This window comes from Curtobacterium sp. L3-7 (assembly GCF_048756585.1).
Lineage (GTDB): Bacteria > Actinomycetota > Actinomycetes > Actinomycetales > Microbacteriaceae > Curtobacterium.
On sequence record NZ_CP151474.1, the window covers coordinates 3685082 to 3710175 of the forward strand.

25 protein-coding genes are annotated in these 25094 nt (G+C 70.8%); 16 read left to right on the forward strand and 9 right to left on the reverse strand.

What is annotated here, in order from left to right:
• The first annotated feature begins 64 nt into the window (after nt 1-64).
• The 6 genes from AAEP80_RS17650 to AAEP80_RS17675 are packed head-to-tail and all read left to right on the forward strand — an operon-like array spanning nt 65 to nt 8405.
• Nucleotides 65-1921: a thioredoxin domain-containing protein gene (locus AAEP80_RS17650; RefSeq protein ID WP_420365333.1), complete on the forward strand. Its 1857-nt coding sequence runs from the start codon at nt 65-67 to the stop codon at nt 1919-1921.
• Between the two features lie 25 nt (nt 1922-1946).
• Nucleotides 1947-5795, forward strand: coding sequence for an ATP-dependent RNA helicase HrpA (gene hrpA / locus AAEP80_RS17655; protein WP_420365334.1), 3849 nt, complete (start codon nt 1947-1949; stop codon nt 5793-5795).
• 33 nt (nt 5796-5828) lie between these two features.
• Entirely contained in the window at nt 5829-6581 is a 753-nt protein-coding gene (locus AAEP80_RS17660; protein ID WP_420365335.1) for a type II CAAX prenyl endopeptidase Rce1 family protein, read from the forward strand.
• 14 nt (nt 6582-6595) lie between these two features.
• Complete coding sequence (locus AAEP80_RS17665) at nt 6596-6946, forward strand: VOC family protein (RefSeq protein WP_420365336.1); 351 nt, start codon at nt 6596-6598, stop codon at nt 6944-6946.
• Nucleotides 6947-7798 (forward strand): phosphotransferase, encoded by an 852-nt coding sequence (locus AAEP80_RS17670; RefSeq protein WP_420365337.1) that lies wholly within the window; start codon nt 6947-6949, stop codon nt 7796-7798.
• Nucleotides 7799-7808: 10 nt separating this feature from the next.
• Nucleotides 7809-8405: an HAD family hydrolase gene (locus AAEP80_RS17675; protein WP_420365338.1), complete on the forward strand. Its 597-nt coding sequence runs from the start codon at nt 7809-7811 to the stop codon at nt 8403-8405.
• On the opposite strand, the gene AAEP80_RS17680 is transcribed toward AAEP80_RS17675, so the two are convergent.
• Together AAEP80_RS17680 and AAEP80_RS17685 are read right to left on the reverse strand one after the other, a co-directional pair.
• On the reverse strand, nt 8374-8883 hold the full coding sequence (locus tag AAEP80_RS17680) for an AAA family ATPase (protein WP_420365339.1): 510 nt from the start codon (nt 8881-8883) through the stop codon (nt 8374-8376). The genes AAEP80_RS17675 and AAEP80_RS17680 overlap by 32 nt on opposite strands.
• 2 nt (nt 8884-8885) lie before the next feature.
• Entirely contained in the window at nt 8886-9431 is a 546-nt protein-coding gene (locus AAEP80_RS17685; RefSeq protein WP_420365340.1) for a YbaK/EbsC family protein, read from the reverse strand.
• Between the two features lie 35 nt (nt 9432-9466).
• Here AAEP80_RS17685 and AAEP80_RS17690 point away from each other — a divergent pair, with 35 nt between their 5' ends.
• On the forward strand, nt 9467-10135 hold the full coding sequence (locus AAEP80_RS17690; RefSeq protein WP_420365341.1) for a CatA-like O-acetyltransferase: 669 nt from the start codon (nt 9467-9469) through the stop codon (nt 10133-10135).
• A 99-nt stretch (nt 10136-10234) separates the two neighbouring features.
• Here AAEP80_RS17690 and AAEP80_RS17695 read toward each other — a convergent pair whose 3' ends face one another.
• From AAEP80_RS17695 to AAEP80_RS17705, 3 genes are all read right to left on the reverse strand, one after another.
• A complete protein-coding gene (locus AAEP80_RS17695; RefSeq protein WP_420365342.1) occupies nt 10235-11860 on the reverse strand; it encodes a hypothetical protein in 1626 nt (541 codons plus the stop codon).
• 5 nt (nt 11861-11865) lie between these two features.
• The gene (locus AAEP80_RS17700) at nt 11866-12708 is read right to left on the reverse strand and encodes a carbohydrate ABC transporter permease (RefSeq protein WP_402729961.1); all 843 of its coding nucleotides are present in this window, start codon (nt 12706-12708) and stop codon (nt 11866-11868) included.
• 74 nt (nt 12709-12782) lie between these two features.
• Nucleotides 12783-13781: an ABC transporter permease gene (locus AAEP80_RS17705; protein WP_420365343.1), complete on the reverse strand. Its 999-nt coding sequence runs from the start codon at nt 13779-13781 to the stop codon at nt 12783-12785.
• Nucleotides 13782-13916: 135 nt separating this feature from the next.
• On the opposite strand from AAEP80_RS17705, the gene AAEP80_RS17710 reads away from it, so the two are divergent.
• From AAEP80_RS17710 to AAEP80_RS17720, 3 genes are read left to right on the forward strand one after another with little or no spacing between them, the layout of a single operon-like run.
• Nucleotides 13917-14648 carry a class I SAM-dependent methyltransferase gene (locus tag AAEP80_RS17710; RefSeq protein ID WP_420365344.1) on the forward strand — a complete coding sequence of 244 codons (732 nt, stop codon included), beginning with the start codon at nt 13917-13919 and terminating at the stop codon, nt 14646-14648.
• Nucleotides 14649-14684: 36 nt separating this feature from the next.
• Entirely contained in the window at nt 14685-15707 is a 1023-nt protein-coding gene (locus AAEP80_RS17715) for a LacI family DNA-binding transcriptional regulator (RefSeq protein WP_420365345.1), read from the forward strand.
• Nucleotides 15704-16090, forward strand: a complete 387-nt coding sequence (locus AAEP80_RS17720; protein ID WP_281265574.1) for a VOC family protein — start codon at nt 15704-15706, stop codon at nt 16088-16090. The genes AAEP80_RS17715 and AAEP80_RS17720 overlap by 4 nt, the downstream gene beginning before the upstream one ends.
• 28 nt (nt 16091-16118) lie before the next feature.
• On the opposite strand, the gene AAEP80_RS17725 is transcribed toward AAEP80_RS17720, so the two are convergent.
• Entirely contained in the window at nt 16119-16850 is a 732-nt protein-coding gene (locus AAEP80_RS17725; RefSeq protein ID WP_420365346.1) for an esterase/lipase family protein, read from the reverse strand.
• Between the two features lie 87 nt (nt 16851-16937).
• On the opposite strand from AAEP80_RS17725, the gene AAEP80_RS17730 reads away from it, so the two are divergent.
• The 3 genes from AAEP80_RS17730 to AAEP80_RS17740 all read left to right on the forward strand — a co-directional run bounded on the left by AAEP80_RS17730 (nt 16938) and on the right by AAEP80_RS17740 (nt 19301).
• On the forward strand, nt 16938-17342 hold the full coding sequence (locus AAEP80_RS17730; protein ID WP_420365347.1) for a hypothetical protein: 405 nt from the start codon (nt 16938-16940) through the stop codon (nt 17340-17342).
• 16 nt (nt 17343-17358) lie between these two features.
• A complete protein-coding gene (locus AAEP80_RS17735) occupies nt 17359-17907 on the forward strand; it encodes a dihydrofolate reductase family protein (protein WP_281265577.1) in 549 nt (182 codons plus the stop codon).
• A 95-nt stretch (nt 17908-18002) separates the two neighbouring features.
• Nucleotides 18003-19301 (forward strand): NAD(P)/FAD-dependent oxidoreductase, encoded by a 1299-nt coding sequence (locus AAEP80_RS17740; RefSeq protein ID WP_420365348.1) that lies wholly within the window; start codon nt 18003-18005, stop codon nt 19299-19301.
• Between the two features lie 177 nt (nt 19302-19478).
• Here AAEP80_RS17740 and AAEP80_RS17745 read toward each other — a convergent pair whose 3' ends face one another.
• Entirely contained in the window at nt 19479-20384 is a 906-nt protein-coding gene (locus AAEP80_RS17745) for an SDR family oxidoreductase (RefSeq protein WP_420365349.1), read from the reverse strand.
• Between the two features lie 90 nt (nt 20385-20474).
• Between AAEP80_RS17745 and AAEP80_RS17750 the strand changes: the two genes are divergently transcribed.
• The 3 genes from AAEP80_RS17750 to AAEP80_RS17760 all read left to right on the forward strand — a co-directional run bounded on the left by AAEP80_RS17750 (nt 20475) and on the right by AAEP80_RS17760 (nt 23546).
• Entirely contained in the window at nt 20475-21050 is a 576-nt protein-coding gene (locus AAEP80_RS17750; protein WP_420365350.1) for a TetR/AcrR family transcriptional regulator, read from the forward strand.
• 67 nt (nt 21051-21117) lie between these two features.
• Nucleotides 21118-22305 carry an acyltransferase family protein gene (locus AAEP80_RS17755; RefSeq protein WP_420365351.1) on the forward strand — a complete coding sequence of 396 codons (1188 nt, stop codon included), beginning with the start codon at nt 21118-21120 and terminating at the stop codon, nt 22303-22305.
• Between the two features lie 35 nt (nt 22306-22340).
• On the forward strand, nt 22341-23546 hold the full coding sequence (locus AAEP80_RS17760) for an FAD-dependent oxidoreductase (RefSeq protein ID WP_420365352.1): 1206 nt from the start codon (nt 22341-22343) through the stop codon (nt 23544-23546).
• Nucleotides 23547-23551: 5 nt separating this feature from the next.
• Here the strand turns inward: AAEP80_RS17760 and AAEP80_RS17765 are convergent, their stop codons facing one another.
• Both AAEP80_RS17765 and AAEP80_RS17770 read right to left on the reverse strand, forming a co-directional pair.
• Nucleotides 23552-24406 carry a UbiA family prenyltransferase gene (locus AAEP80_RS17765; protein ID WP_420365353.1) on the reverse strand — a complete coding sequence of 285 codons (855 nt, stop codon included), beginning with the start codon at nt 24404-24406 and terminating at the stop codon, nt 23552-23554.
• Between the two features lie 9 nt (nt 24407-24415).
• Nucleotides 24416-25087, reverse strand: coding sequence for an NUDIX hydrolase (locus AAEP80_RS17770; protein WP_420365354.1), 672 nt, complete (start codon nt 25085-25087; stop codon nt 24416-24418).
• Between the last annotated feature and the right edge of the window lie 7 nt (nt 25088-25094).

The following is a 25094-nucleotide window of genomic DNA, read 5'->3' on the forward strand; positions in this document are numbered from 1 at the left end:
ACGATCCATCCACAGATCGTTCCGCCGCCCGTCCCGTTCAGCGCCGACCGTGCACGCTGGACACATGAACGACAACCGGCTCGGCACCGCCGTCAGCCCCTACCTCCGACTGCACGCCGACAACCCGGTGGACTGGCGGGAGTGGGGTCCGGCGGCATTCGAGGAAGCGCGCGAGCGCGATGTCCCGGTCCTGGTGTCGATCGGCTACGCGACCTGCCACTGGTGCCACGTCATGGCACGTGAGAGCTTCGCCGATCCGGAGATCGCCGAGCTGTTGCGGCGGGACTTCGTCGCCGTGAAGGTCGACCGTGAAGAACGGCCGGACGTCGACGCGAGCACCATGGCGGCCGCCGCGGCGTTCACCGAACAACTCGGATGGCCGTTGACCGCCTTCATGACCCCCGACGCCCACGTCTTCTTCGCGGGCACGTACTCCCCGCCGACCCCCGTCGGGGGTCACCCGTCGTTCCGGCAGGTGCTCGCCGCGGTCGTCGATGCCTGGCACGACCGTCGTGCTGAGGTGGACGCCAACGCGACCGCACTCGCCGGGGCCATCCGCCAGGGCGCCATGGACGCGGCGACTCCGGAAGGTGCCGACGGCGCCGGAGCCGACCAGGGCCTCCCGTCCGTCGACGCGGTCCACGGCGTCGTCGACACCCTGCTGCAAGCAGAGGACACCGTCTACGGTGGTTTCGGCGGCGCACCGAAGTTCCCCTCGGCACCACTCTTGGAGTTCCTCGCCGATGCCGGGGCGGACGGCGTCGCAGCCGCGCATCCCCTGCTCGAACGCTCGCTCCGGGTGATCGCGTCCTCCGAGCTGACCGATGCCGACGGTGGAGTGTTCCGGTACGCGACCCAGCGAGACTGGGGCGTGCCGCACTACGAGCGCATGCTCTACGACAACGCGGGGCTGCTGGCGATCACACCTCGGGACCAGGCACGGGGCATCGCGGACTTCCTGCGCGACACCCTCCGCCGGCCGGACGGCGCGTTCGTCGCGGCACAGGACAGCGAGTCCACGATCGACGGGCGCCGCGTCGAAGGCGAGTGGTACCGCCGCCCGCTCGCGGACCGGGTCGCGCTCGCTCCACCACCCCTGGACGACCAGGTGCTGACCGGGTGGAACGGGCTCGCGATCCGCGGTCTCGCGATCGCCGGCGCGCGGCACGGGGACGACGAGATGATCGCCCTCGCGCGATCCGCCGCCGACGCCCTGATCGCCGGGCACCTGCGGGACGGACACGTCGCGGTGCGTTCCAGCACCCCGCGGGGTTCCTCGTCCGCACCGCCCACGATCGAGGACATCGGGCTCTTCGCCGAAGGCCTCCTGGAACTGGCGGTGGTCACCGGCGAGGTCGCCTACGCGGAGACGGCGAGGACCCTCGTCGACGACGGGCTCTCGGGGACGCTGGCCGTCGACCCGGTGCTGGCCGCTTCCGGCACCGCGACCGGGGAGCAGCCGCAGACGGCGATGCGATCGGGCACCGTGGCGCTGGCGAACGCGGCGCTGACCCTCGCGGCCCTGACCGGCGTCGAGGACTACCGGACCGCTGCTGCGTCCCTCATCGCGGACCGCGCGCGCACCGGTGTCGGTCGACCGCTCGGGCACGCGGACGCGCTCGGCGTCGCGCTGGCGCTGCAGCGGCCCTCGCGGGAAGTCGTCGTCGTGACGTCGACGGAGTCGCCGGGGGCGGTCGGGTCAGCCGTCGCGATGCGGCGCGCCGCGGTGACCGAGCGGCGTCCGGGCACGGTGACGGTCCTCGTGACACCGGAACAGGCGCGCGCGTGGGCCACAGCGGGCTTCGCACTCCTCGAGTCACGCGACGCGCTCGACCCCGCCGCGTACGTCTGCCACGACCGTGTGTGCGCCCTGCCAGCCCGCGACGCGGACGAACTCGCCGCCCAGCTCACGTCTGCGTGAGCTCGGGCGGTATCCTGGAATGCTCATGTCTCCCACGCCGCCCGTCATCACCTACCCGCCCGAGCTGCCGGTCTCGCAGCGGCGGGACGACATCGCCGCCGCCATCCGCGACAACCAGGTCGTGATCGTCGCCGGAGCGACGGGGTCCGGCAAGACAACGCAGCTGCCGAAGATCTGCCTCGAGCTCGGGCGCGAGAACATCGGGCACACCCAGCCCCGACGCATCGCCGCGCGCACCATCGCGGAGCGCGTCTCCGAAGAACTCGGTGGCGAGCTCGGCGACCTCGTCGGGTACCAGGTCCGCTTCACCGACAAGGTCAGCGCGAACACCCGGGTCAAGCTCATGACCGACGGGATCCTGCTGAACGAGATCCACTTCGACCGCGACCTGAAGCGCTACGACACGATCATCATCGACGAGGCACACGAGCGCTCCCTGACGATCGACTTCCTCCTCGGGTACCTCAAGCGACTGCTCCCCCGCCGGCCCGACCTCAAGCTCATCATCACGAGCGCGACGATCGACCCGGAGTCCTTCTCGAAGCACTTCGGCGACGCCCCGATCATCGAGGTGTCCGGCCGCACCTACCCGGTGGAGATCCGCTACCGCGCACTCGTCGCGGAAGACCCGGACGACGACGGGGACGACGACACCGATTCGCGCACCGCCGACGCCGGCAACGGAGCCGACGACCGCGACGCACTCACCGGCATCACCGACGCGCTCGACGAACTCGCGCGCGAAGACCCGGGCGACGTCCTCGTGTTCCTGTCCGGCGAGAACGAGATCCGCGACGCCCAGGACGCGATCGAGGGCAAGCACTACCCGGGCACCGAGGTCCTCCCGCTCTACGGCCGGTTGTCAGCGGCCGACCAGCACCGGGTGTTCCAGCGCAGCGCGACCCCGGGTGTCCGACGGCGAGTCGTGCTCGCGACGAACGTCGCCGAGACCTCGCTGACCGTGCCCGGCATCAAGTACGTCATCGACACCGGGACCGCCCGCATCTCCCGGTACTCGCCCCGCGCGAAGGTCCAGCGGCTCCCGATCGAGGCGATCTCGCAGGCCAGCGCGAACCAGCGGTCCGGCCGCGCTGGACGCACGAGCGCCGGTATCGCCATCCGGCTGTACTCCGAGGACGACTTCGAGCGGCGTCCCGAGTTCACCGACCCCGAGATCCTCCGCACGAACCTCGCCGCCGTCATCCTGCAGATGATCTCGCTCGGGTTCGGCGACATCGAGTCCTTCCCGTTCCTGCAGCCGCCGGACTCCCGTGGCGTGAAGGACGGCCTGGACCTGCTCCGCGAACTCCGTGCCGTCGACAAGGACGGCGCGATCACGAAGTCAGGCCGGCAACTGACCCGTCTGCCGATCGACCCGCGGCTCGGACGGATGGTGCTCGAGGCCGGTCGGCAGGGCGTCGGGCGAGAGGTCATCGCGGTCGTCTCCGCGCTGAGCATCCAGGACCCCCGGGAGCGCCCCCTCGAGAAGCGCGCGCACGCCGATCAGCTGCACGCGCGCTTCGCTGACCCGACGAGCGACTTCCTGACCCTGCTCGGCCTGTGGAACTACATCGAGGACAAGCAGGACGAGCTGTCGTCGAGTGCGTTCCGACGGCTGTGCAAGGCCGAGTTCCTGAACTACCTCCGCATCCGTGAGTGGCAGGACCTGTACCGCCAGCTGTCTCGGGCGGCGAAGCAGGTCGGGATCCACGTCGGGAAGGAGCGCAAGGACGACCCCGACGCCGTGCACCGATCGCTGCTCGCCGGACTCCTCAGCCAGATCGGCCTGCGCGACCGCGAGAAGCGCGACTACCTCGGATCGCGGAACACCCGGTTCGTGCTCTTCCCTGGCAGCGTCCTGGCGAAGAAGCAGCCGGACGCGGTGATGGCCGCCGAACTCGTCGAGACGAGCCGCCTGTTCGCCCGCACCGCCGCCCGGATCGACCCGGCGTGGACGGAGCAGCTCGCCGGCGACCTCCTCAAGCGCACCTACGGCGAGCCGCACTGGGAGAAGAAGCAGGGGGCCGTCGTCGCCTACGAGCGCGTGACGCTGTTCGGTGTCCCGATCGTGCAGCGCCGCCGCGTGCAGTACGCCCGGATCGACCCCGTGCACTCGCGGGAGCTCTTCATCCGGCACGCCCTGGTCGAGGGCGAGTGGGAATCGCAACAGGCGTTCGACCGTGCGAACCGGAAGCTCCGCAAGGAACTCGAACAGCTCGAGGAACGCACCCGCCGACGCGACATCCTGCTCGACGACGAGACCGTCTACGAGTTCTACGACGCCAGGATCCCCGCAGAGGTCGCCACGACGCGCGACTTCGAGGGCTGGTGGCGACGGATCCGCCGGGACGAGCCCGAGCTGCTGACGATGCGGAGGGAAGACCTCCTCGACGAAGACGCCGCCGAAGCAGCACAGGACGAGCAGGAGTACCCGACGCAGTGGCGGTCAGGCGACCAGCGCCTCGCGGTCAAGTACCGGTTCGAGCCCGGTGCCGCGGACGACGGCGTCAGCGTCCAGGTCCCGCTGGCGCTGCTCCCCCGTATGCGCGAGGAGGGCTTCGACTGGCAGGTCCGCGGTCTCCGCAAGGAACTCGTGACCGCGCTCATCAAGGCCCTGCCGAAGCAGATCCGGAAGAACGTCGTCCCCGCGGCCGACTGGGCGGAGAAGATCGTCGAGGAACTCCCCGACGACGCACCCACGACCCCGACGGAGAGCTTCCGCGCGACCCTCGCGAAGACGATCCAGCGCATGACCTACGTGCAGGTCTCCGAGCGCGACTTCGACATGTCCCGCGTCCCCGCACATCTGTTGCCGACCTACGCGGTCGTCGACGAACGCGGCCGTCGCGTCGAGGCCGGCAAGGACCTCTCCGCGCTGCAGACGAAGCTGAAGGACAGGACGCAACAGAGCGTCGCCGCCGCGACGCAGCGTCAGGGTCGCCCAGGAGGCTCGGCGCGGGTCGCCGAGGCGTCCTCCGGCCGTCAGGTGGAGCGTTCGGGGCTCGTGGCCTGGCCCGACACGGACCTGCCGGAGATCCTGGACACGAAGCAGGCGGGCGGCGTGATCCGCGCGTACCCGGCGCTCGTCGAAGAGGGCTCCGGTCCGAAGGCGACCGTCGGCGTGCAGCTGCTCGCGAACCAGTCCGACCGCGCCGTGCAGATGCCGGCTGGCGTTCGACGGCTCGTGATGCTCGCGGTGCCGTCACCGGTGTCGTACATCCAGTCGCACCTCACCTCGCAGGAGAAGCTCGCGCTCGCCGCCAGCCCGTACCCGTCGACGAACGCGCTCTTCGACGACGTGCTCGCGGCCGTGGTGGACGCCGGCATCCGGCGAGCGCACCCGGACGGGCTGCTCTTCACGAAGGCCGAGTTCGAGGCCGTCCGGAATGCCGTGTCCGCATCCGTCGTCGACACGATGTTCACCGCCGTGTCCGAGGTCGCCACGGTGCTCGCCGCCCAGCGGTCCGCGGAGCGAGCCCTCAAGCAGGCGACGAACATGTCCCTGCTGCCGGCGCTGAACGACATGCGCCAGCAGCTGGAGCGCCTGGTGTTCCCCGGATTCGTGTCCGTGGCCGGGCTCGACCGCCTCCGCCGGATCCGCGCGTACCTGCAGGGCGTGGAGGCCCGCGTGACGAAACTCCTGCAGAACCCGGGCAGGGATGCGACCTGGATGCGTGAGGTCTCGGCTGCGACCGGCCGGTACGAAGACGCCGGGGGGACGTTCCCGCCAGCCGTCGGTGCGCACCCGGAACTCGTGCACGCCAGGTGGATGCTCGAGGAGTTCCGTCTCAGCCTCTTCGCGCAGGAGCTCGGGACCGCCGAGACGGTCTCGCTGCAGCGCATCACGAAGGCACTGTCCGCCGCCTCCGCCTGACCGGTAGGTTCTCCCCTGAGGCAAGGGGACTCCATGGCGGAACGCGCAGACCGGTACGGCAGGGCGATCGAGCGAGCGGACGGGCGGGACTTCCCGTTCTGGGACGGCAATCCGCTCGCCCTGCGCGCGTGGCAGTGGGTGGTGATCGTCCTCGCGTGTGTCGTCGCGATCAACGTCCTGAGCTGGTACCCGGCGCACGACAACGTGCAGTCCCTCGTGCCCCGCTTCCTGTTCACCGCGATCCCCCTCGCCGTGTTCATCGCCTTCACCCGAGGTCGCTGGTCGCGGATCTTCCAGCGGACGACCGGCCGGGACTTCCTGACGATGGTCCTGTTCGCGATCGCGAACATCATCGTCACGTTCATCGTCGGAGTCATCGTGAAGACGGTGTTCGGCGCGACGGCGAACACCGCGGCGAACGGCATCCACGGGGCCGCCGAGCTGATCTCGTTCTACGTCGGAACCGCGATCCAGCTGTTCGGCGAGGAGCTGTTCACGATCTTACCCTTCCTCGCCGTCATGGCGCTCTGCCACCGGCTCGGGCTGACGCGCAAGCAGGCGATCCTCGTCGCGTGGCTCGCGACCGCGATCTGGTTCGGGGCCGCGCACCTGCCGACGTACGGGTGGAACGTCGCACAGGCGCTCCTCGTGATCGGTGTCGCTCGCCTCGTACTGACGCTGGCGTACATCCGGACGAAGAACATCGCGGTGAGCACCGGTGCACACATCCTCAACGACTGGGTCATCTTCACCTTCACCATCGTCACGACGGGAGCACTCCTGTAATCGGCTCGCTCGACGTGGTCGTGCTCGACTGCCCGGACACCCGCGCGCTCGCGCGGTTCTGGGCCGAGGTCCTCGGCGGCGAGATCGTGCAGTTCGGCGACGACTGGGCCGAGGTGGTCCTGCCGATCGAGGGCAGCCGCCCGCTCCTCGCCTTCCAGCACGTCGACGACTACCGCGCGCCGGAGTGGCCCGGCCAGGTCGTCCCGCAGCAGATCCACCTCGACGTGAAGGTCGAGGACATGGATGCCGGCGAAGCAGCGGTCCTGGCGATCGGCGCGACCGCCACGGGCGAGGGGTCCGACGGCTTCCGGGTGTACCTCGACCCCGCCGGCCACCCGTTCTGCCTGATCGTCCCGAACGACTGAGTGCGCGACGCCATCGAGGCCGTCGGGACCGCCGCCGGCATCCGACTCCGGCTCGTCCGCCCGCTCCAGGGCGGTGAGCAGGGCGGCGCGCTCCTCGTGGAGGACGCGGACGGTCTGCCACTCGTCGTCACGCTGCAGTCGGTGCCCTGGAAGTCCGCACGGCTCCTCGCGGCCGAACCGGTGATGCGGGATGCGGTGTCTCGTGGATGGCCCGCCGCAGCCTGGCTCCGGACCGGGCGGCTGCCGAACGGGACCGCGTACGTCGTCCAGGAGTTCGTCGACGGAGAGCCGCTCACGACCATCGACCGCTCGGCGGCTGAGGCGGTCGTCCGAGCGAATCGGACGCAGCGCGGGATCGGGCCCGATGCGGCGTTCGACGACTCCGCGCAGCTGCTCGCCGTCACTCGCAGCCATCCCTGGCGTTCTGCGGTCGCCGACCGGTCGAGCGCTGGCAGAGCAGTCGTCGATCGTGGTGACCAGCTGATCCGTACCCGCGGATCGGAGACGTTGCCCAGCGATGACGTCGTGCACGGGGACCTGAGCGCGTCCAACCTGCTCCTGGACCCGACCGGGCGGATCCGGTTCGTCGACACCGAGACGGTCGGACGTGGCACCCGTGTCCGCGACCTCGCCGACCTGCTCCGCCAGTGCGCCCTCGCGACGTGGGACTCGACCGAGGCCGAAGCCGTGCTCGCCGGCGAAGCTCGGGCGATCGCGGGGAACGGCGTCTTCACCACCTGCCTCGTCGCCGTGAGCGTCAACAACCTCGCGTGGTGGGCCGAGCACCGGACGATCGAGCAGTTCGACGACGCGTGCGCCCGCACGCTCGACCTGTTCGATCGCTCCTCGTAGGCTCGAGCGCGTGATCCGGACGGTGCTGCTCGACCTCGACGGGGTGATCCGTCACTTCGACCCGGACCACGTCGCCACGATCGAGCGCCGCCACGGATTGGCGGCCGGGTCGATCGAGGCGTTCGCGTTCTCGCCGCCGCTCATCGACGACGTGACGACCGGACGGATCCGCCGCGCCGACTGGATCGCCGCGATCGGCGACCACATCGACGACGCAGCCGCGGCCGATGCGTGGGGACGGCAGCCGTTCCGCGCCGACCCGGACGTGCTGGACCTCCTCGACGAGCTCCGCAGCGCTGGCCACGGCGTCGCGGTCCTGACGAACGGGACGGACACCGTACCGGACGAGGTCGCCTCGTTCGAGCTGCTCGACCACGTCGACGCGGTGTTCAACTCCGCCGACATCGGGTTCGTGAAACCCGACGTCCGGGCCTTCCGGCACGTGCTCGACGCCGTCGGCCTCGACGGATCCGAGGTCTTCTTCACCGACGACTCGGAGCGCAAGCTCACGGGTGCCGCCGAGCTCGGCATGGTGACGCACCACTTCACCGGGGTCGACGGTCTCCGGACGGCGCTCAGCGCGCAGGGGGTCCTGTCACCCAGGTGATGACCTCCGCGAGCACCGGGTCGTACCCATCGGTCGTGTCGACCTCGAGCACCGGCACCCCGAGGTCCAGCGGTTCGGCCACCAGCGGCAAGTTGCCGGCAACCCGGGCGTTCAGCGCCTCGTCGTGACCGCGTGCGACGAACCGCTCGTACGCCACGTCCGACCGACAGTGCACGTTGCGCACGACCCCGACGGGCGCCAGGAACTCGCGCACGTCCGACTCGGACTGGTCGCGGTAGAGCGTCGCATCGGCGATGACGCTGCACCCGGCCGCCGCGTACCCGGCCGTCGCCGTCCAGAACAGCCGGATCCCGTGTGGGACGACCTCGTCGCGCGACATCACCCCGCCGGCCATCAGTCCCGCGTAGAGCTCGTCCCGGTGCACGCGCGGCCACCCGAGTTCTGCGGCGAGCGCTCGGGCGAGCGTGCTCTTGCCGCTGCCCGGTGCTCCGCTCAGCAGTGCGATGGTCGCCGCCACGATCAGGCCTCGACGGGGTTCGCGAGCCCCTCGACCACCTCGACGTGCGGCAGCGCGGCGAGCACGGAGCCGGGGAGGAACACCTTCGCACCGCGGACCCCGGCACCGATGACCGCATCCGGGACCTCCGACACGCGTGAGTCCACGTACACGGGCCACTCCGCGGGCAGCCCGATCGGTGTGATCCCGCCGTACTCCATCCCGGTGCGCGCAACCGCCTCGTCCATCGGCGCGAAGCTGGCCTTCCGAGCGCCGAGCAGCTGCTTGACGGTGCGGTTGACGTCGAGCCGGGTCGACGCGAGCACGATGCACGCGGCGAAGGTGACGTCGCTCCCGCGCTTGCCGGTCACGACGATGCAGTTCGCTCCGCCGGCCAGTGGGAACCCGTACGCCTCGGAGAACGCCGCGGTGTCGGCCAGCTCCGGATCGATCGCGGCGGCTTCGATCCCGCTCACGAGGTCGGCCGGGAGCGCTGCGATCGCCTGCGCCACGGGCACGGCGAGCAGGTCGACGGCTTGGAGGACGGGGAGACGCTGCAGGATCGGCACACCGCCAGCCTAGGGATCTGGGCCAGAGTGGTGCCATGGACGCGATGACCCCGGCACCGACGCCGATCGACCTCGACACCTGGCCGCGACGGGAGCACTTCGAGCACTACCGCGACACCGTGCCGTGCACCTACGCGATGACCGTCGACGTGGACGTCACCGACTTCGTGCGAGCACTCGGCGACACCGGCCGGAAGACCTACCCGGCGCAGATCTGGGCGCTCGCGACCGCGGTGAACCGGCACCGGGAGTTCCGGATGACGCTGCAACCCGACCGCTCCCCTGCGATCTGGGACGTCGTGCACCCGGTCTTCACGGTGTTCAACCCCGAGCGTGAGACGTTCAGTGCGGTGTGGGTGCCGTACGACGACGACTTCGGGACGTTCCACGACGCCGCGGTCGATGCACTGGCGACGTACCGGACGGCGACGACGATGTTCCCGCAGAAGCCCCGCCCGGCGAACCTCTTCGACGTCTCGAGCCTGCCGTGGCGGTCGTTCTCCGGCTTCACGATCCAGGTCCGGGACGGCTGGGACCACCTGCTCCCGATCTTCACGATCGGCAGGTACCACGAGCGTGACGGCCGCACCCTGATGCCGCTCGCGGTGCAGATCCACCACGCGGCCGCCGACGGCTTCCACACGACCCGCCTGATCACCGACGTCGAGCGTCTGCTCGCCGAACCGTCCTGGCTCGCGGACTGACGTCGGCCCGGAAGGTGCCGGATCCGAGACGCGACCCAAGGCGGACGGGAGGCTCGGTGCCAGCTCGCACCGAGCCTCCCGTCCGGTGGCCGGTCCGGATCAGGACCCGGCGCGCGCCTGCAGGGCTTCCTCGTACTCCGCGCGCATCGCGTCGCCGCCGCGGCGGCGCCAGTCGCGGACGACGCCCTTCCAGGACGAGACCGGCGCGCGGCCGAGCAGGATGTCGTTGATCGCGTTGGTGGCGTACGTGCCGACCGCTGGCCCCTTCGTGGAGTTCGTCGGCGAGTAGAGCCCGTAGGTCGGGTTCGGCAGCCCGTCGTCGAGCCACGACGCCAAGGACTCGTAGACGGTGTCCGTCATGCCGGGGCGGCCCGAGTAGAAGAGCGGCAGCGGGCACTCGGTGAAGTACTGCAGCGGGAACTCGCCGAACGCCGTCTCGCTGTTGCCCGTCTTCGTGAGCGTCGGCGACCCGTCCTGCATCTCGTAGTCCCGTCCCTCGATGCCGAACTTGCGGTACATCCAGGCCTCGGTCCCGAACGGTGACGCGCACCAGTTGAGGACCTCGAGCAGGGTGCGGACGCGGTCGTCCGGCGCTGCGGCGAGCGCCGTGATCGCGTTGTTCGGATCGCCGAGCCACGGCTTGGCCTTCGCACCGGACGGCCCGACAAACGGCGCCGTCGTCAGGTCGAAGCCGCTGCCGGGGGTCGCCTGCTGGACGATGCCGGGGATGGCGCTGTACGTGTCCGACAGCATCAGCGCGGAGCCCTGCACGAGCCAGACCTTGCCGTTGTAGGCCGTGATGCTGTCCGGGTGCACGAGGTCCTCGGCGATGAGCCGGCGCGACACGTCGAGGAGGTCCTGGTACGCATCGAGCTCGTACATGTGGGTGAGCCTGCCGCCGCTGTGCTCCCACTGGTTCGGCAGGTCGAGCATCGGCGCGAGGATGCTCGTCGGCACCGAGGCGAGAGCCCAGCGGTTCGCGTGCGGATCCGACACCTCACGGCAGAGCTGGACGAACTCGTCGAGACTGCTGAACGACGGGTCGACGCCGAGCCCCTCGAACAGGTCCTGCCGCCGGTAGAGCACCTGCGACGTGAGCGGACCGCGGGGCACCGGCACGGCGTAGATGCCGCCGGAGAACACGGTCCCGCGCCAGGACGCCGTCGGGAGGTTCGCCAGGTACGGGAAGTCCCGCACACCGCTGCCGGAGAGGTGTTCGGTGAGGTTCTGGGCCTTCGCCTCGAGGAACTGCGGCAGGTACGGGAACGACCCGAACACCGTGAACACGTCGCCGAGCGTGTCGCCGGCGACCTGCGTGGCGAACTTGTTGCCGAAGTCCGCGTTCGGGGTGATCGTCAGGTCGAGGTCGATCCCCATCCGCTCGTCGAGGCCCTGCCAGTACGGGTTGCTGCCCTTGGTCGGCGGGACGGGCGAGTTCGTCGGGACGCTGCCGTGCACGGTCGAGCCGTCGCCCGGCTTGTGGGTGGTCGGGACGAGCCTGTCCGGGATCCGTCGGAACGCGCTCGGCATGAGCGCGCTCGTCTTCGGCAGGACGGGTTCCGGTCCGTCCGTCCACGGGACGTAATCCGGCAGTGCGACCGCCTTGTTGATCGCCTTGACGTCGGTGGAGCGGGTCACGGTGGAGCAGCTGGCCAGGAGACCAGTGGCCGCGATCCCGAGCCCGCCTGCGAACAGTGCGCGGCGGGTGATTCCGTTGTTCGTCACGCTGGTCAGCCCTTCACCGCGCCGGTCAGGACACCCTTGGCGAAGTGCCGCTGCAGGAACGGGTAGACGATGAGGATGGGGACGATCGACACGACGAGGATCGCCATCTGGATGGACGCCTGCGGGGGCAGTGCGTCGGAGCTCGTGCCGAGGTCGGCGCCGCCGAGCTGTGCGTTGTTGATCACGTAGGTGCGGAGGACGAGCTGCAGGGGCCACTTCGCGGTGTCGTTGATGTAGAGCAGCGCGTTGAAGAAGGCGTTCCAGTAGCCGACCGCGTAGAACAGTCCGATCACCGCGAGGACGGCCTTCGACAGCGGGAGCACGATGCGCAGGAAGACCCCGAAGTCCCCGGCGCCGTCGATCCTGGCGCTCTCGATGAGCTCCTTCGGGATGTTCATGAAGAACGACCGCATCACGATGACGTTGAACGCGCTGAGGGCCGTCGGCAGGATGAGTGCCCAGTACGAGTCGAGCAGGCCGAACTGCTTCACGACGAGGTAGTTCGGGATGAGCCCGGGTGCGAACAGCAGGCTGACGAGCACCAGGCTCAGGATGAACCCGGATCCGTAGGAACCCGGTCGGCTGAGCGCGTACGCGAGCATCGCACTCACGAACAGGCTGATCACCGTCCCGACCACGGTGATCCCGACGCTGACGAGCAGCGCCCGTGTGACGACGCCGCCGGCGAAGATGCTCTCGTACGCGCCGAAGTCGAGCCCCTTCGGCCACATCACGAACCCGCCGGCGTCGTTCACCTGGCTGGTCGGGGCGACGGACGTCGACACGATGCCGAGGAACGGCAGCAGCACGACGAGGCAGATGACGAACAGCACGAAGCCGGTCAGCATGCGGCCGGGCAGCGGCGGGGCGTCGAGTCGCTTCCGGTTGGTGTTCCGCGGGACGGTGACGCTGCGCGTGGCGCTCATCGGGACTCCTTCTGGTAGACGCCCGACTCACCGAAGACATGGGCGAGCTTGTTGGCGCCGAGCACGAGCAGCACGCCGACGACGCCCTTGACGAGTCCGACGGCTGCGGCGACGCCCCACTGCCCGCCGAGCACGCCGTTGTTGTAGACGTAGGTGTCGAGGACCTCGCTCGCGGACCGTCCCACGGCGGCCTGCTGGAGGAGGATCTGCTCGAACCCGACGGTGAGCGAGTCACCGAGCCGCAGGATGAGCAGCAGGATGATGATCCCCCGCATGCCGGGCAGGGTGACGTGCCAGAGCTGCCGCATGCGACTCGCGCCGTCCATCTTCGCGGCCTCGTACAGGCTCGAGTCGATCTGCGAGAGCACCGCGAGGAACAGGATCGTGGCCCAGCCGGTGTCCTTCCAGATCACCTGGCTGGTCAGCAGGGCGATGAACCCGTGCGGGTTGCCGAGGAAGTCGATCGCGTCGCCGCCGGCTGCCCGGATGGCGTTGTTCACGAGGCCGGACCCGCCGAGGATCTGCTGGAACACCGCGACGACGATCACCCAGGACAGGAAGTGGGGCAGGTAGAGGACCGACTGCACGATCTTCTTGATGCGCTCCGACAGCAACGAGTTCAGCATCAGCGCCAGGACGATCGGCGCCGGGAACACGAAGACGACCTGCACGAGGGTGATGACGAGCGTGTTCCGCAGCGCGCCGAGGAACTCCGGGTCGCCGTTGACGATCACCGCGAAGTTCTCGAACCCGACCCATGGGCTGCGTCCGAGCGGGACGAACGGCAGGTACTCCTGGAACGCGATGAGGTTGCCGAGCAGGGGCAGGTAGTGGAAGCCGAGCAGCAGCGCGACGCCCGGCAGCCCCATCAGGAGCAGCACCTTGTCCCGCTTGATGCGCTCCCACGTGTTCCGTCGCCGCCGGACGGGTGCCGGGGGCGGCGCCGTCCGTCTGGTCCCTGCCGCGGGTTGCACGCGGTCGTCGAGCTTCGTCACTCCTGGCCTCCTCCATTGGATTCCTGAGGTGACCCTGTCGGTCGCGGCAACGTTGCGGCAACTCGTTGCCAAACGTTTCCATCGTTGTAACGGTCCAGTGATCGCTCACCCGCACGGGAGTGGCAGGCTGGCGGCATGACCTTCGAGCAGCACGCGCACTCGTTCGGAGCCGCCGCCGACGCCTACGAGCGCGGTCGGCCCGGGTACCCGGGGTCGGTCGCCGAGTGGCTCGCCCCGGATCGGGTCGCACGAGCAGTCGACGTGGGAGCCGGCACCGGGAAGTTCACCGCGACGCTGCTGCCCCGCGCGGCCTCGGTCACCGCGGTGGAACCCGACGCGGCGATGCGGGAACGCCTGTCGGCCGTGGTCCCAGGCCTCGAGGTGCTCGAGGGCACGGGTGAGGCGATCCCGCTCCCGGACGGCGGCGCCGACCTCGTGACGTTCGCGCAGTCGTGGCACTGGGTGGACCCCGTCGCCGGCGCGGCCGAGGTGACCCGCGTGCTGCGCCCCGGCGGGGTCCTCGGGCTGATCTGGAACGTGCGGGACGAGTCGGAACCCTGGTCGGAGCGGCTCGGAGAAATCGTCAGGCGCCCGGAGACCCGCGTGACGGAGTACGACCGACCGACCGTCGGAGCGCCGTTCCACGACGGCGAGTACCGGGCGTTCACCTGGGTGCACGAGCAGTCCCGGTCGGACTTCCTCGACATGGTGGCCTCGCGGAGCTACGTGATCGTGCTCCCCGCGGCCGAGCGTGACGGCCTGCTCCGGGACGTGGCCGGCCTGCTCGACACCGACCCGGCGACAGCCGGACGGGCCACGATCGCGGTCCCGTACGTCACCCACGTGCACCGGTACGTCCGTCCCTGAACCGGGATCGCCGTCGTCTGGCGCTACGGTTGCACCATGCGTGCGACCGTGCGGGACGTCGCGGCCCTCGCCGGGGTCTCGCCGAAGACCGTCTCCAACGTCATCAACGGCGGCGTCGTCGTCCGCCCGGAGACCCGGGAGCGGGTGGAGCAGGCCCTCGCGCAGCTCGACTACGTGCCGAACCTCTCCGCCAGGGGCCTGCGCAACGGACGCTCGGGCGCGATCGCGTTGACGCTGCCCGAGATGAGCAGCGCGTACTCCGCCGAGCTCGCTCGGTGGTTCGTCGAACTCGCACGCGACCGCGACTGGGTCGTGCAGCTCGACCAGACCGCGAACGACCCCGAGCGTGAGCGCGAACTCGTGTCCCGCGCCAGGGCGCACCTCGTCGACGGCCTGATCCTGAACCCCGTGACGCTGAGCGCCAGTGTCCTCGCGTCGACCGCCGGGCTCCCGCCGACCGTCGTCATCGGCGAGGTCGAGCCGGAACACGTCGACCAGGTGCACGTGGACAGCGTCGCGGCCGCGACCGAGGTCACGCAGTACCTGCTCGACCGCGGGCACCGGCGGATCGCCGCGGTCGGCGCCCCAGAGCCCACGGCCGACCACACCAGGATCACCGCGACGAGCGAACTGCGCGTGAGCGGGTACGAAGCCGCCCTGACGGCCGCCGGGGTCACGCCGGACCCGTCACTGCGGGTCCCGCTGTCGTCGTGGTCGACCTCCGACGCTGCCACCGCGTTCGCCGCGTGGCTCGACGAGCACCCGCTGCCCGACGCGGTCTTCGCGTTCACGGACTCGATCGCGTTCGGCGTGCTGCACGTCCTGGCCGCGCGGGGCATCCGCGTGCCGGACCAGGTCAGCGTGATCGGGTTCGACGACATCGACGGCGCCGCCTACGCGATCCCGGCACTCACGACGGTGTCCTTCGACCGCAGGGCCTTCGCCGACGCCGCGCTCGACCTGCTCACCGCACGCATCGCCGACCGCGACGCCCCACCAGCCACGGTGGTGATCCCGCACCGCATCGTCGAGCGCCAGAGCGTACGCTCCGCGCCATGACCTCCGCCGACGCGTCGATGCCGACCCTCGCCGCAACCGTCCTGCAGTCCCCCGAGCCGCTCGTGCTCGCCCGGTTCTACGGGGCGTTGACGGGCTGGACCGTGTACGAGGACGACCCCACCTGGGCACGCATCCGCCCCGAGGACGGCCCTGGGCTGTCCGTGCAGTTCGAACCCGAGTGGGTCCCGCCGACCTGGCCGGGCACGAAGGACGCTCCCGGGATGCAGCTGCACCTCGACTTCCAGGTGGAGGACCTGCCCGCGGCGGTCGAACGTGCCGAGACACTCGGCGCGACCCAGGCGGAGTACCAGCCGCAGGACGACGTCCGGGTGATGCTCGACCCGGACGGTCACCCGTTCTGCCTGTTCCTGCCGGGCGCGTGACGCACGCCCGACCGGACGCGCAGCGGAGTCAGTCCGCGACGGCGTCGAGGACCACGTCGCGGGTGCTCGGGTCGCCGAGGATCCGGAAGTGCCCACCGACGGGCACTCGGACGTTGCGGGCTCCCGTCAGTTCGCTGCCACCCGGGATGAGCGTGTCGAACACCCCGTAGACCGATGTGATCCGGGAGTTCGTCTCGAGCTGCTGCGCCAGACCAGCGAGGACGGGGTCCGTCGCCCGGAACACCCGGAGGTGCGGCACCGGCGCGAGGTCAGCCAGCACCGACCCCGCGAACGGCGTCGACACCGCGACCATGCGGTCGATGCGTCCGTCGCCGTCGAGCTCGGTCATCGCGTACTTGCCGATCAGGCCGCCCTTGCTGTGGGCGACGATCACGACGTCCCGGAGGTCGTGCTCGACGAGGTACGCCATCACGTCCGCTGCCGAGACCGGCACCGGCCGCACGTTGTGCCGCAGCACCGCGACGACGTGCACGGGGTGTCCCCGGTCGTGCAGGGCGTCCATGAGCGGGCGCATGAAGTGCCACGTCTCGTACACACCGGGGATCACGACGACGGCGCTCTGGTCGCCGTCGCGGTAGTCGTCCGCCGTGGTCGGCCCGAGGCTGCTGATCTGCCACCTGGCCGCGTAGATCCAGTCGAGGACGGCCCACCCCGCGCGCTGCGCCAGCCCAGGGCCGGGAGGCACGGGTCGGTCCGTCAGCGGCGGCTCACCTCCGCGGGCACTCACCTCGTCCGTCACCCGACCGACAGTACGCACCGCTCGATTCGCAGGCGCACGGCAGCGCGATCATCGGACACTGATAGCCGACGGGCGTGGAATGCCGACATGGACGAGCAGCACGAGAACGCACCGGCCGAACGGGCCGCAGACTGGAGCGCGGCACCGGCGCCGACCTCGACGGTCGACCCCCAGCAGCCGTACCGCGCGGAACCGAACGGCTGGTACGGGCAGGGACCGGGTCCCGTCGGCCCGACCGCCTGGTACGGCGCTGCTGCACCGGGTGGACAGCGCTCCGGCACGCCACGGCCGCCGTGGTTCTGGCCGGTGCTCGCGATCGTGATCGGTGTGGCGGCACTCCTGGTCGGCGGCGGTGCTGGTTTCGCGATCGGCCACGCGATCGGCGAACACCAGTCGCGGTCGTCGACCACGCAGGTCCCCGGGCAGGGCTCGAACGGGTTCCCCGGTGGGACCGACGGCGGGACGAACCAGTTCCCCGGGCAGGGCAGCTGAGGACTACGCTCCGACCATGCGGAAGGTCACGGCAGGGCTGTTCACGTCGGTCGACGGCGTCGTGCAGGACCCGTACGAGTTCCAGTACGACAGCTTCGACGACGAGCTCGGCGCCGGGATGGGGTCGTTCATGGCCCGCACCGACACGGTCCTGCTCGGTCGCAACAGCTACGCGGAGTGGTCAGAGTGGTGGCCGGCCCACCCGGAGGACCCCTTCGGGCAGTGGATCAACCCGATCGAGAAGTACGTCGCGTCGACCACGCTCGGCGACGACCTGGCGTGGCAGAACTCGACGCGCATCCAGGGCGACGTGCACGAGTTCGTGCGGGACCTCAAGCAGCGTGACGGCGACCACATCGCGGTGTGCGGCAGCGTCACGCTCGTCAGGAGCCTGTTGTTCGCGGGGCTCCTCGACGAGCTGCAGCTCATGGTGCACCCGGCGATCGCCGGACGCGGGCGGAAGCTCTTCGAGCCGACCGACCCGGCCACGCGCCTGCGTCTGGTCGACAGCACCGTGACGAGCAAGGGCAACGTGGTGAGCACCTACGCGCCGCTGGCGGTCTGACGGCGGCGATCCGAGCCTCCCGACCGTGAACCGGGAGAGGTGAGAACCGGCGTACCGTTGACGGTGCCGTTGACCGCATCACCCCCGGAGCACACATGCCGCAGGACACCCGCCCGCACGTCGTCATCGTCGGCGGTGGATTCGCCGGCGTCGCCGCCATGCGCGAGCTCGCGGACGCACCGGTCCGGGTGACACTCGTCGACCGACACGTCTACAACATGTTCCAGCCGCTCATGTACCAGGTGGCGACTGGCGGGCTCAACGCCGGGGACGTGACGTACTTCCTGCGGAGCCTCCGCGCGAAGCAGGACAACGCCGAGTTCCGGCACGGGCTCCTCACCGGCATCGACCCGGTCGGCAAGGTCGCCGAGATGTCCGACGGCGAGCACCTGCACTACGACCAGCTCATCCTGGCCAACGGCGTGAACACCAGCTACTTCGGGACCCCGGGTGCGTACGAGTACGCGTACTCGATGTACTCACGCTCGCAGGCGCTCCGCATCCGCGACGAGCTCTTCACCCGGCTCGAGGAAGCGGCGGCGAACCAGGGCCCCGACGAGATCAAGATCGTCATCGTCGGTGGCGGCGCGACCGGCGTCGAGATGGCCGGTGCCCTCGCCGAGCTCCGCGACCAGGCGCTCGAGGGCGCCTACCCGGAGATCCTCCCGGGCAACATCACGATCACCCTCGTGCACCGGAGCGGTGAGCTGCTGAAGCCGTTCGCGCCGCGGCTCCGTCGGTACGCAGCGAAGGTGCTCCGGAAGCGCGGGGTCATCCTCCGCCTGAACACCGGCGTGGCCGAGGTCCTGCCCGACGGGGTGAAGACCGCCGAGGGCGAGTTCATCCCCGCGTCGCAGGTCATCTGGGCCACCGGGGTCGCCGCCCACAAGGAAGTGTCCAACTGGAACATGCCGCAGACGCACGGCGGTCGGATCAAGGTGGACGACGACCTCAGCGTGCAGGGCGTCGACGGGATCTGGGCGGCGGGTGACATCGCCGCGCAGGACGACGCCCTCGCGCAGCTCGCCCAGCCGGCGCTGCAGGGCGGGAAGCACATCGCGCGGCAGATCGTCCGCTCGCTCGAGGGCAAGCCGACCGAGCACTTCAAGTACTTCGACAAGGGCACCATGGCGACGATCGGCACGAACGCCGCCGTCGCCCAGCTCCGCGGCGGGATCACGATGGTCGGGCCGGTGGCCTGGGCCGCGTGGGTCGTCGTGCACATCGCGTCGCTGCTCGGGAACGGGAACCGTCTCTCGACGCTGTCGCACTTCTTCGTCCGCTACCTGTGGTTCATGCGCAAGCGGGCGATCCCCATCGTCGGCGACGTCCGCCCGGTGCGCCCGAACGGCGACCGCGAACCCGAGCCCTGGCAGATGCAGAAGGCCGAGTAGCGCGGGCGCGGGGCGGGCGTCCGGCGGGCTCCGACTCGGAACGACGAAGTCGCTGTCGTACGACAGCGACTTCGTCGTTCCTACCGGCGTGCGGATGCCCGCGCGTGCAAGGAGCGACAGGATCGCTGTCGTACGACGACGAGGCTGTCGTTCCGGGTCGGCAGACGGACCGCCCCGCTACGAGACCCGCACGTCGAAGTACGCGCCCGCGGCGATGTCCTCGGCGAGGGTCGGGCCCGTCGGGGTCCAGCCGAAGCGCTCCTGCGTCTCGGTCGACGTCGCGGACATCTCGAGCCCGAAGAACCGTCCGATGAACCCGAAGTGCGACTCCGCGTCCGCCGGGTCGATCGAGGTCACCGGCAGCCCGAGTCCCTCGCCGATGGCCTCGGCGATCGAGCGCGTGGAGACGACGGGCTCCGCGACGGCGTGCAGTCGGGTGCCGGCCGGGGCGCTCTCGAGCCCGAGGCGCACGAGCCGGGCCGCGTCGGAGCGGTGCACGGCCGACCAGTTGTTCGTCCCGTCGCCGATGTAGCCCGAGACGCCCTGCTGCTCGGCGGCTGCGACGATCGCCGCGATGAACCCGTGGTCGCCGATGCCGTGCACGGTGGGCGCGAAGCGCGCGGCGATGGTACGGACCCCCTGGTCGACGAAGTCGAAGCCGCGGTTCTCGCTCCCGCCGCGCATCGAGTCCGGGCCGACGAACGGGTTCGGGTCCGCCTCGGTCGCCGGACGGTCGGAGGCGAGCCCCGCGATGCCCGACGCCACGATGAACGGCCGGTCGCTGCCGGCGAGCGCCGTGCCGATGGTCTCGACGACGGCGCGCTCGGCCGCGTTCGTCGCGACCGGGTTCGCCCAGTCGTGCTTGTTGGCGAGGTGGACGACGCCGTCTGACTCGGAGGCGCCGCGGCGGATGGCGTCGAGGTCGTCGAGGTCGCCGCGGAGTGCGGTGGCGCCCGCCGCCTCGACGCGGGCGACGGAGGCGTCGGACCGGGCGAGGCCGACGACCTGGTGGCCGGCGGCGACGAGCTCGTCGACGGTGGCGGAGCCGATCCAACCGGAGGCTCCGGTGACGAATACGCGCATGGTGTGCCCTTCCAGAACAGTGATGTCATTGACTGACATCAGAAACCGTACACCTCGATGTCATGCGCTGTCATCAGTAGACTCGCACCCATGGCTCGATGGCAACCCGGAACGCGTGAACGGCTGCAGGCGACGGCACTGCGGCTGTTCCAGGGACAGGGGTACGACCGGACGACGGTCGCGGAGATCGCCGCGGCCGCCGACGTCACCGAGCGCACGTTCTTCCGGCACTTCGCGGACAAGCGCGAGGTGATCTTCGCCGGGCAGGACGACTTCCTCGCGATGTTCATCGACCCGATCGCCGACGCCCCCGCCGATGCGCCGCCGTTCGCCCTGATCGCCCGGTCCCTCGACTCGGCCGGGCACTTCTTCCCCGAGGAGCGCCGTCCGTTCTCGCGGATCCGGCAGACGATCATCGACTCCGAACCGTCACTGGGCGAACGCGAGCTCGCCAAGCTGGCAACACTCAAGGTCCGGCTCGGCGAGGTCCTGCGCGACCGCGGGATCGGCGAACCGGCGGCGACGCTCGCTGCGGAGACCGGGGTGACGGTGTTCCACCTGTCGTTCCAGCAGTGGATCGCCGAGGAGGAGGTCCGTCCGTTCGCCGACATCGCCCGGGAACGACTCGACGCCCTGACGAGCATGGTGACCGCCACCGCGCTCTGAGGTCGTTCTTGGCCGAGCGGGGCATCCTGGCACGGGTCAGCGAACCCGATCCTGTCGAGGAGGCGATGTGTCGACCACCACGCTCGAGCGGACGCCCGTGGCCGCGCCCGCCCGGACCCGAGCGGACACCCACGGCCCCCTCGCACACCGTGCCACCGCACTCGACGGCCTCCGCACGGTCGCGATCCTGGCCGTGATGCTCTACCACCTGCACGTCCCCGGCTTCGAGGGCGGCTTCATCGGCGTCACCGTCTTCTTCGTGCTCTCCGGCTTCCTCATCACGACGCTGCTCCTCGGCGAGCACCGGCGCACCGGGCGCGTCCGGCTCGGCGCGTTCTGGCTGAAGCGGATGCTGCGGCTCTACCCGGCCCTCCTGGTGCTCGTCGCCGCGGGCCTCGCACTCTGGTCGTGGGTCGGCGACTACAAGGGCGCGTCGTTCTCCGCCGGTGAGGCCGCCGTGATCGCCCTGACGTACACGGGCAACCTCTTCCGGGCGTTCTGGAACACGACGCAGGGCGTCTTCGCGCACACCTGGAGCCTGTCGATGGAGGAGCAGTTCTACCTGGTGTGGCCGGTGGTGCTGGTCGCGCTGTTCGCACTCCGTGCACGCCGTCGCCTGCTGCTGACCGGGCTCGGCGTCGCGATCGCCGGTGGCGCGACGGCATCGTGGCTGAGCTATCGGACGCCGAGCGGCGGCTCGACGCCGGACGTGTACTTCTCCCCCGTGCTCGGACTCGTGCCCCTGGCGACCGGGTGCCTCTTGGCGATCCTGCTCGACGACGAGCGGGTCCGAGCGTGGGCAGGCGGTCTCGCCGGACATCTCGGCACCTGGGTCGGGATCGCCCTGCTCGTCGGCGTGCAGTACTGGATGGATGACGACTGGACGCAGCACGCGTGGACGTTCGGCCTGCTCCTGCCGGGGACGGGCGTCGTGTCCGCCGTGCTCATCGGCGGCCTCGTGTCGGTCAGGAGCCCCCTGTCGACCGCGCTGTCGTGGACCCCGGTGGCCTGGTTCGGTCGGCGCGTCTCGTACTCCGCGTACCTCTGGCACCCGCTCGTGATCGCCCTGCTCGGGACCGTCGCGGCGAGCGCCTTCGGAGCCTTCGACTGGATGTGGCTGATGGCCGGGGCGATCCTGGTCGCCGTCGGTGCGGCCTACGCCGTCGAGGTGCCGGTCGAGCGGCTCCGCCGCCGCTTCCGGGAGGCTCGGCGCCTGTTGGCAGCGGAGCGTGCCGCTGCGCAGACGGGCGGCTGAACCCCCGGACACGCACCGCTCCGTAGGCTCGGCCCGTGACCGCCCCGCGAACCGGAGTCCTGGTGGCCGGCGGTGGGCCCGTCGGACTGTTCCTCGGCGCACTCCTGGCGCACGCGGGCGTCGACGTGCAGGTGTGGGAGGCGCGGTCCTCGGCACCGTCGGGCTCGCGGGCGATCGGCATCCACCCGCCGTCGCTCGACGCGCTCGGCACGATCGGCGCCGCGCGGCCGGTGCTCGACGAGGCCTGCCTGGTCCGGACCGGCGTCGCCAGGAGTCGCGGGCGGACCCTCGGCACCCTGTCGTTCGCACTCGCCTCGGCCACGCACCCGTACGTCGCCACCCTCGACCAGCACCGCACCGAGGCGATCCTCCGCGCGAGGCTCGCCGCCGTGGCTCCCGACGCGCTCCGCACCGGCACCCGGCTGACGGCAATGACACGGCACGCAGACCACGTCGACGCGATCGGCACCGGGGAGGACGGGCCGATCGGGCTCCGTGCCGCGTTCGTCGTCGGGGCGGACGGCGCCAGGAGCACGGTCCGCAGGCTCCTCGGGATCGGGACGACCGGTCGCGAGTACCCCGAGCAGTACGTCATGGGCGACTTCGCCGATCCGGAACCGGACACGGCGAGGAGCTCCGCCCTGGTCGACGTCGGACCGGACGGCGTCGTCGAGTCCTTCCCGCTGCCCGGGGCGCGTCGCCGGTACGTCGTGCTCACCGGTCGCGGCGCGAGCACCACCGAGCAGGTCAGCACCGAGGAGATCAGCACCGAGGAGATCAGCACCGACGCGGTCAGCGCCGCGACGCTCGTCCGTGCCGTCCGGGAGCGGACGGACGCCGCCGTGGACGCCGACACCTGTTCGATGCTCGCCGGCTTCCGGGTGCGGCGCACCGAGGCAGAGCGGATCGGTGTGGGACGTGCGCTCCTGATCGGGGACGCCGCGCACGAGATCAGCCCCATCGGCGGCCAGGGCATGAACCTCGGGTGGCTCGACGCCGCCGCACTCGCTCCCCTGCTGACGGAGGCGGTCCGCACCGGCGCGGCCGGACCCTGGCCGGAGTACGCCGCCCGCCGCCAGGCGGTCGCTCGGCGTGCCGCCCGCCAGGCCGAGGCGAACATGGCGCTCGGACGACCGGCGACGGGGCCGACGGCGCTGGCACGTGAAGTTATGCTGCGGACGGCCCTCGGCCTCCCGTCAGCGCACCTGCTCGCCCGCGTCTACGCGATGCGGTGGTCCTGACCGCGTCAGGCGACCAGTCGCGCGCCCGCGAACCCGAGCTCCACGACGAGCACCAGTGAGGAGACGATCACCAGCCGGAAGAGCGTCCGGGTCGGTGGGCTGGTGAGGACGAGCCGGATCCCGACCACGGCGAGGACGACCACGGCCACCGTGCCGATGAGCGCGAGCACGACCCCGACACCGCGCACGGGATCGTCCCCACCGAGCTGCCCGACGAACACCAGCCCGGCGGCCACGACCAGCGATGCGAAGGCGAGCGCCCCGGCGGCGTGCAGCCCGAGCCGGTGCGGGAAGCCCCTGACCCCCGTCGCCGCGTCGTCCACCAGGTCGGGCAACACGTTCGTGCAGTGGATCGCGATGCCGAACACCGCCCCGGTGGCGATCGCCCACGGTGCCGGGAGCTGCGCGGCGGGACCGGCCGCGACCGCCACGACGGGGAGCAGCCCGAACGCGACGACGAACGGCGCGACCGACCAGACCGACCGCTTCAGGCCGGCGTCGTAGGCCCATCCAGCTCCGACGAGCACGAGGTGCGCGACCGCTGCGACAGGGCCGAGGAACAGCGAGAGCACCACGGCGACCCCGGCGGTGACGAACGCCGCGGTCCGGACGGTCGACACGGCCACCAGACCCTGCGCGACGGGTTTGTCCGACCGCCCGACACTGCGGTCCCGGTCGGCGTCGATCCAGTCGTTGGCCAGGCCGATCGACAGCTGCCCGGCGACCACGGCCGCGGCGACGAGGACGACGAGCCACGCCGGGTGGCCCACGGCACTCGCGATGACCGCCGCGAGCACCGTGACGGTGAGCGTCGGGCCGGGGTGCGACGAGGCCAGGAGCAACCGCGCCGTGGAGGTCATGCGGTCAGCCTAGGTGGGCGGGAGTGCGACGACCCGTTCCCTGTCCCACGGTTCCGTCCACCCGAGCCGGTCGAACAGCGCGTCGAGCAGCATCGCGGTGAACCCCCACACCACGTGGGTCCCCGAATCGGTGTCGACGCTGAAGGCCGGCCCACGCCACTCGCGCCCGTCGCGGCGGATCACCGTGACACCGCGGTGTGCCGGGTCGAGCAGGTCCGCGACCGGGACCCGGAACACCGCTGCGGACTCCGCGACGTCGACGACCCGGACCGGAGACGGGTCCCGCCACCACCCGATGACCGGGGTGACCAGGTGCCGCGAGAAGTCCAGCGGCTGCGCGGGCAGGGTACCGAGGACCTCGACGCCGGACGGGTCGAGCCCCGTCTCCTCCTGGGCTTCGCGGAGGGCAGCGGCCACGGCGTCACGGTCACCGGGGTCGACGCGTCCACCGGGGAACGCCACCTGCCCCGGATGCGCACGGAGCGTCGTGGCCCTGGCGAGCAGCAGCACGTCGAGGTCTCGAGACACGGCGGCGTCCCGCGCGGTGCTGGTGCTCGGCACCCGGTCGAGGACGCCGAAGAGGATGAGCACCGCTGCACGTCGGAACGCGGTACTGCCGTCCGCGGGCGCCGCGGCGACGTCCTGCCGTGCGACCCCTGCGAGTTCGGTCCGCGCGCTCACCCCTGCA

What these genes read in the sequence shown, in the direction of transcription:
- AAEP80_RS17650 (WP_420365333.1), top strand. Translation starts at nt 65, where the DNA reads ATGAACGACAACCGGCTCGGCACCGCCGTCAGCCCCTACCTCCGACTG.
- hrpA (WP_420365334.1), top strand. Translation starts at nt 1,947, where the DNA reads ATGTCTCCCACGCCGCCCGTCATCACCTACCCGCCCGAGCTGCCGGTC.
- AAEP80_RS17660 (WP_420365335.1), top strand. Translation starts at nt 5,829, where the DNA reads ATGGCGGAACGCGCAGACCGGTACGGCAGGGCGATCGAGCGAGCGGAC.
- AAEP80_RS17690 (WP_420365341.1), top strand. Translation starts at nt 9,467, where the DNA reads ATGGACGCGATGACCCCGGCACCGACGCCGATCGACCTCGACACCTGG.
- AAEP80_RS17700 (WP_402729961.1), bottom strand. Translation starts at nt 12,708, where the DNA reads ATGCTGACCGGCTTCGTGCTGTTCGTCATCTGCCTCGTCGTGCTGCTG.
- AAEP80_RS17710 (WP_420365344.1), top strand. Translation starts at nt 13,917, where the DNA reads ATGACCTTCGAGCAGCACGCGCACTCGTTCGGAGCCGCCGCCGACGCC.
- AAEP80_RS17715 (WP_420365345.1), top strand. Translation starts at nt 14,685, where the DNA reads ATGCGTGCGACCGTGCGGGACGTCGCGGCCCTCGCCGGGGTCTCGCCG.
- AAEP80_RS17720 (WP_281265574.1), top strand. Translation starts at nt 15,704, where the DNA reads ATGACCTCCGCCGACGCGTCGATGCCGACCCTCGCCGCAACCGTCCTG.
- AAEP80_RS17730 (WP_420365347.1), top strand. Translation starts at nt 16,938, where the DNA reads ATGGACGAGCAGCACGAGAACGCACCGGCCGAACGGGCCGCAGACTGG.
- AAEP80_RS17735 (WP_281265577.1), top strand. Translation starts at nt 17,359, where the DNA reads ATGCGGAAGGTCACGGCAGGGCTGTTCACGTCGGTCGACGGCGTCGTG.
- AAEP80_RS17740 (WP_420365348.1), top strand. Translation starts at nt 18,003, where the DNA reads ATGCCGCAGGACACCCGCCCGCACGTCGTCATCGTCGGCGGTGGATTC.
- AAEP80_RS17745 (WP_420365349.1), bottom strand. Translation starts at nt 20,384, where the DNA reads ATGCGCGTATTCGTCACCGGAGCCTCCGGTTGGATCGGCTCCGCCACC.
- AAEP80_RS17750 (WP_420365350.1), top strand. Translation starts at nt 20,475, where the DNA reads ATGGCTCGATGGCAACCCGGAACGCGTGAACGGCTGCAGGCGACGGCA.
- AAEP80_RS17765 (WP_420365353.1), bottom strand. Translation starts at nt 24,406, where the DNA reads ATGACCTCCACGGCGCGGTTGCTCCTGGCCTCGTCGCACCCCGGCCCG.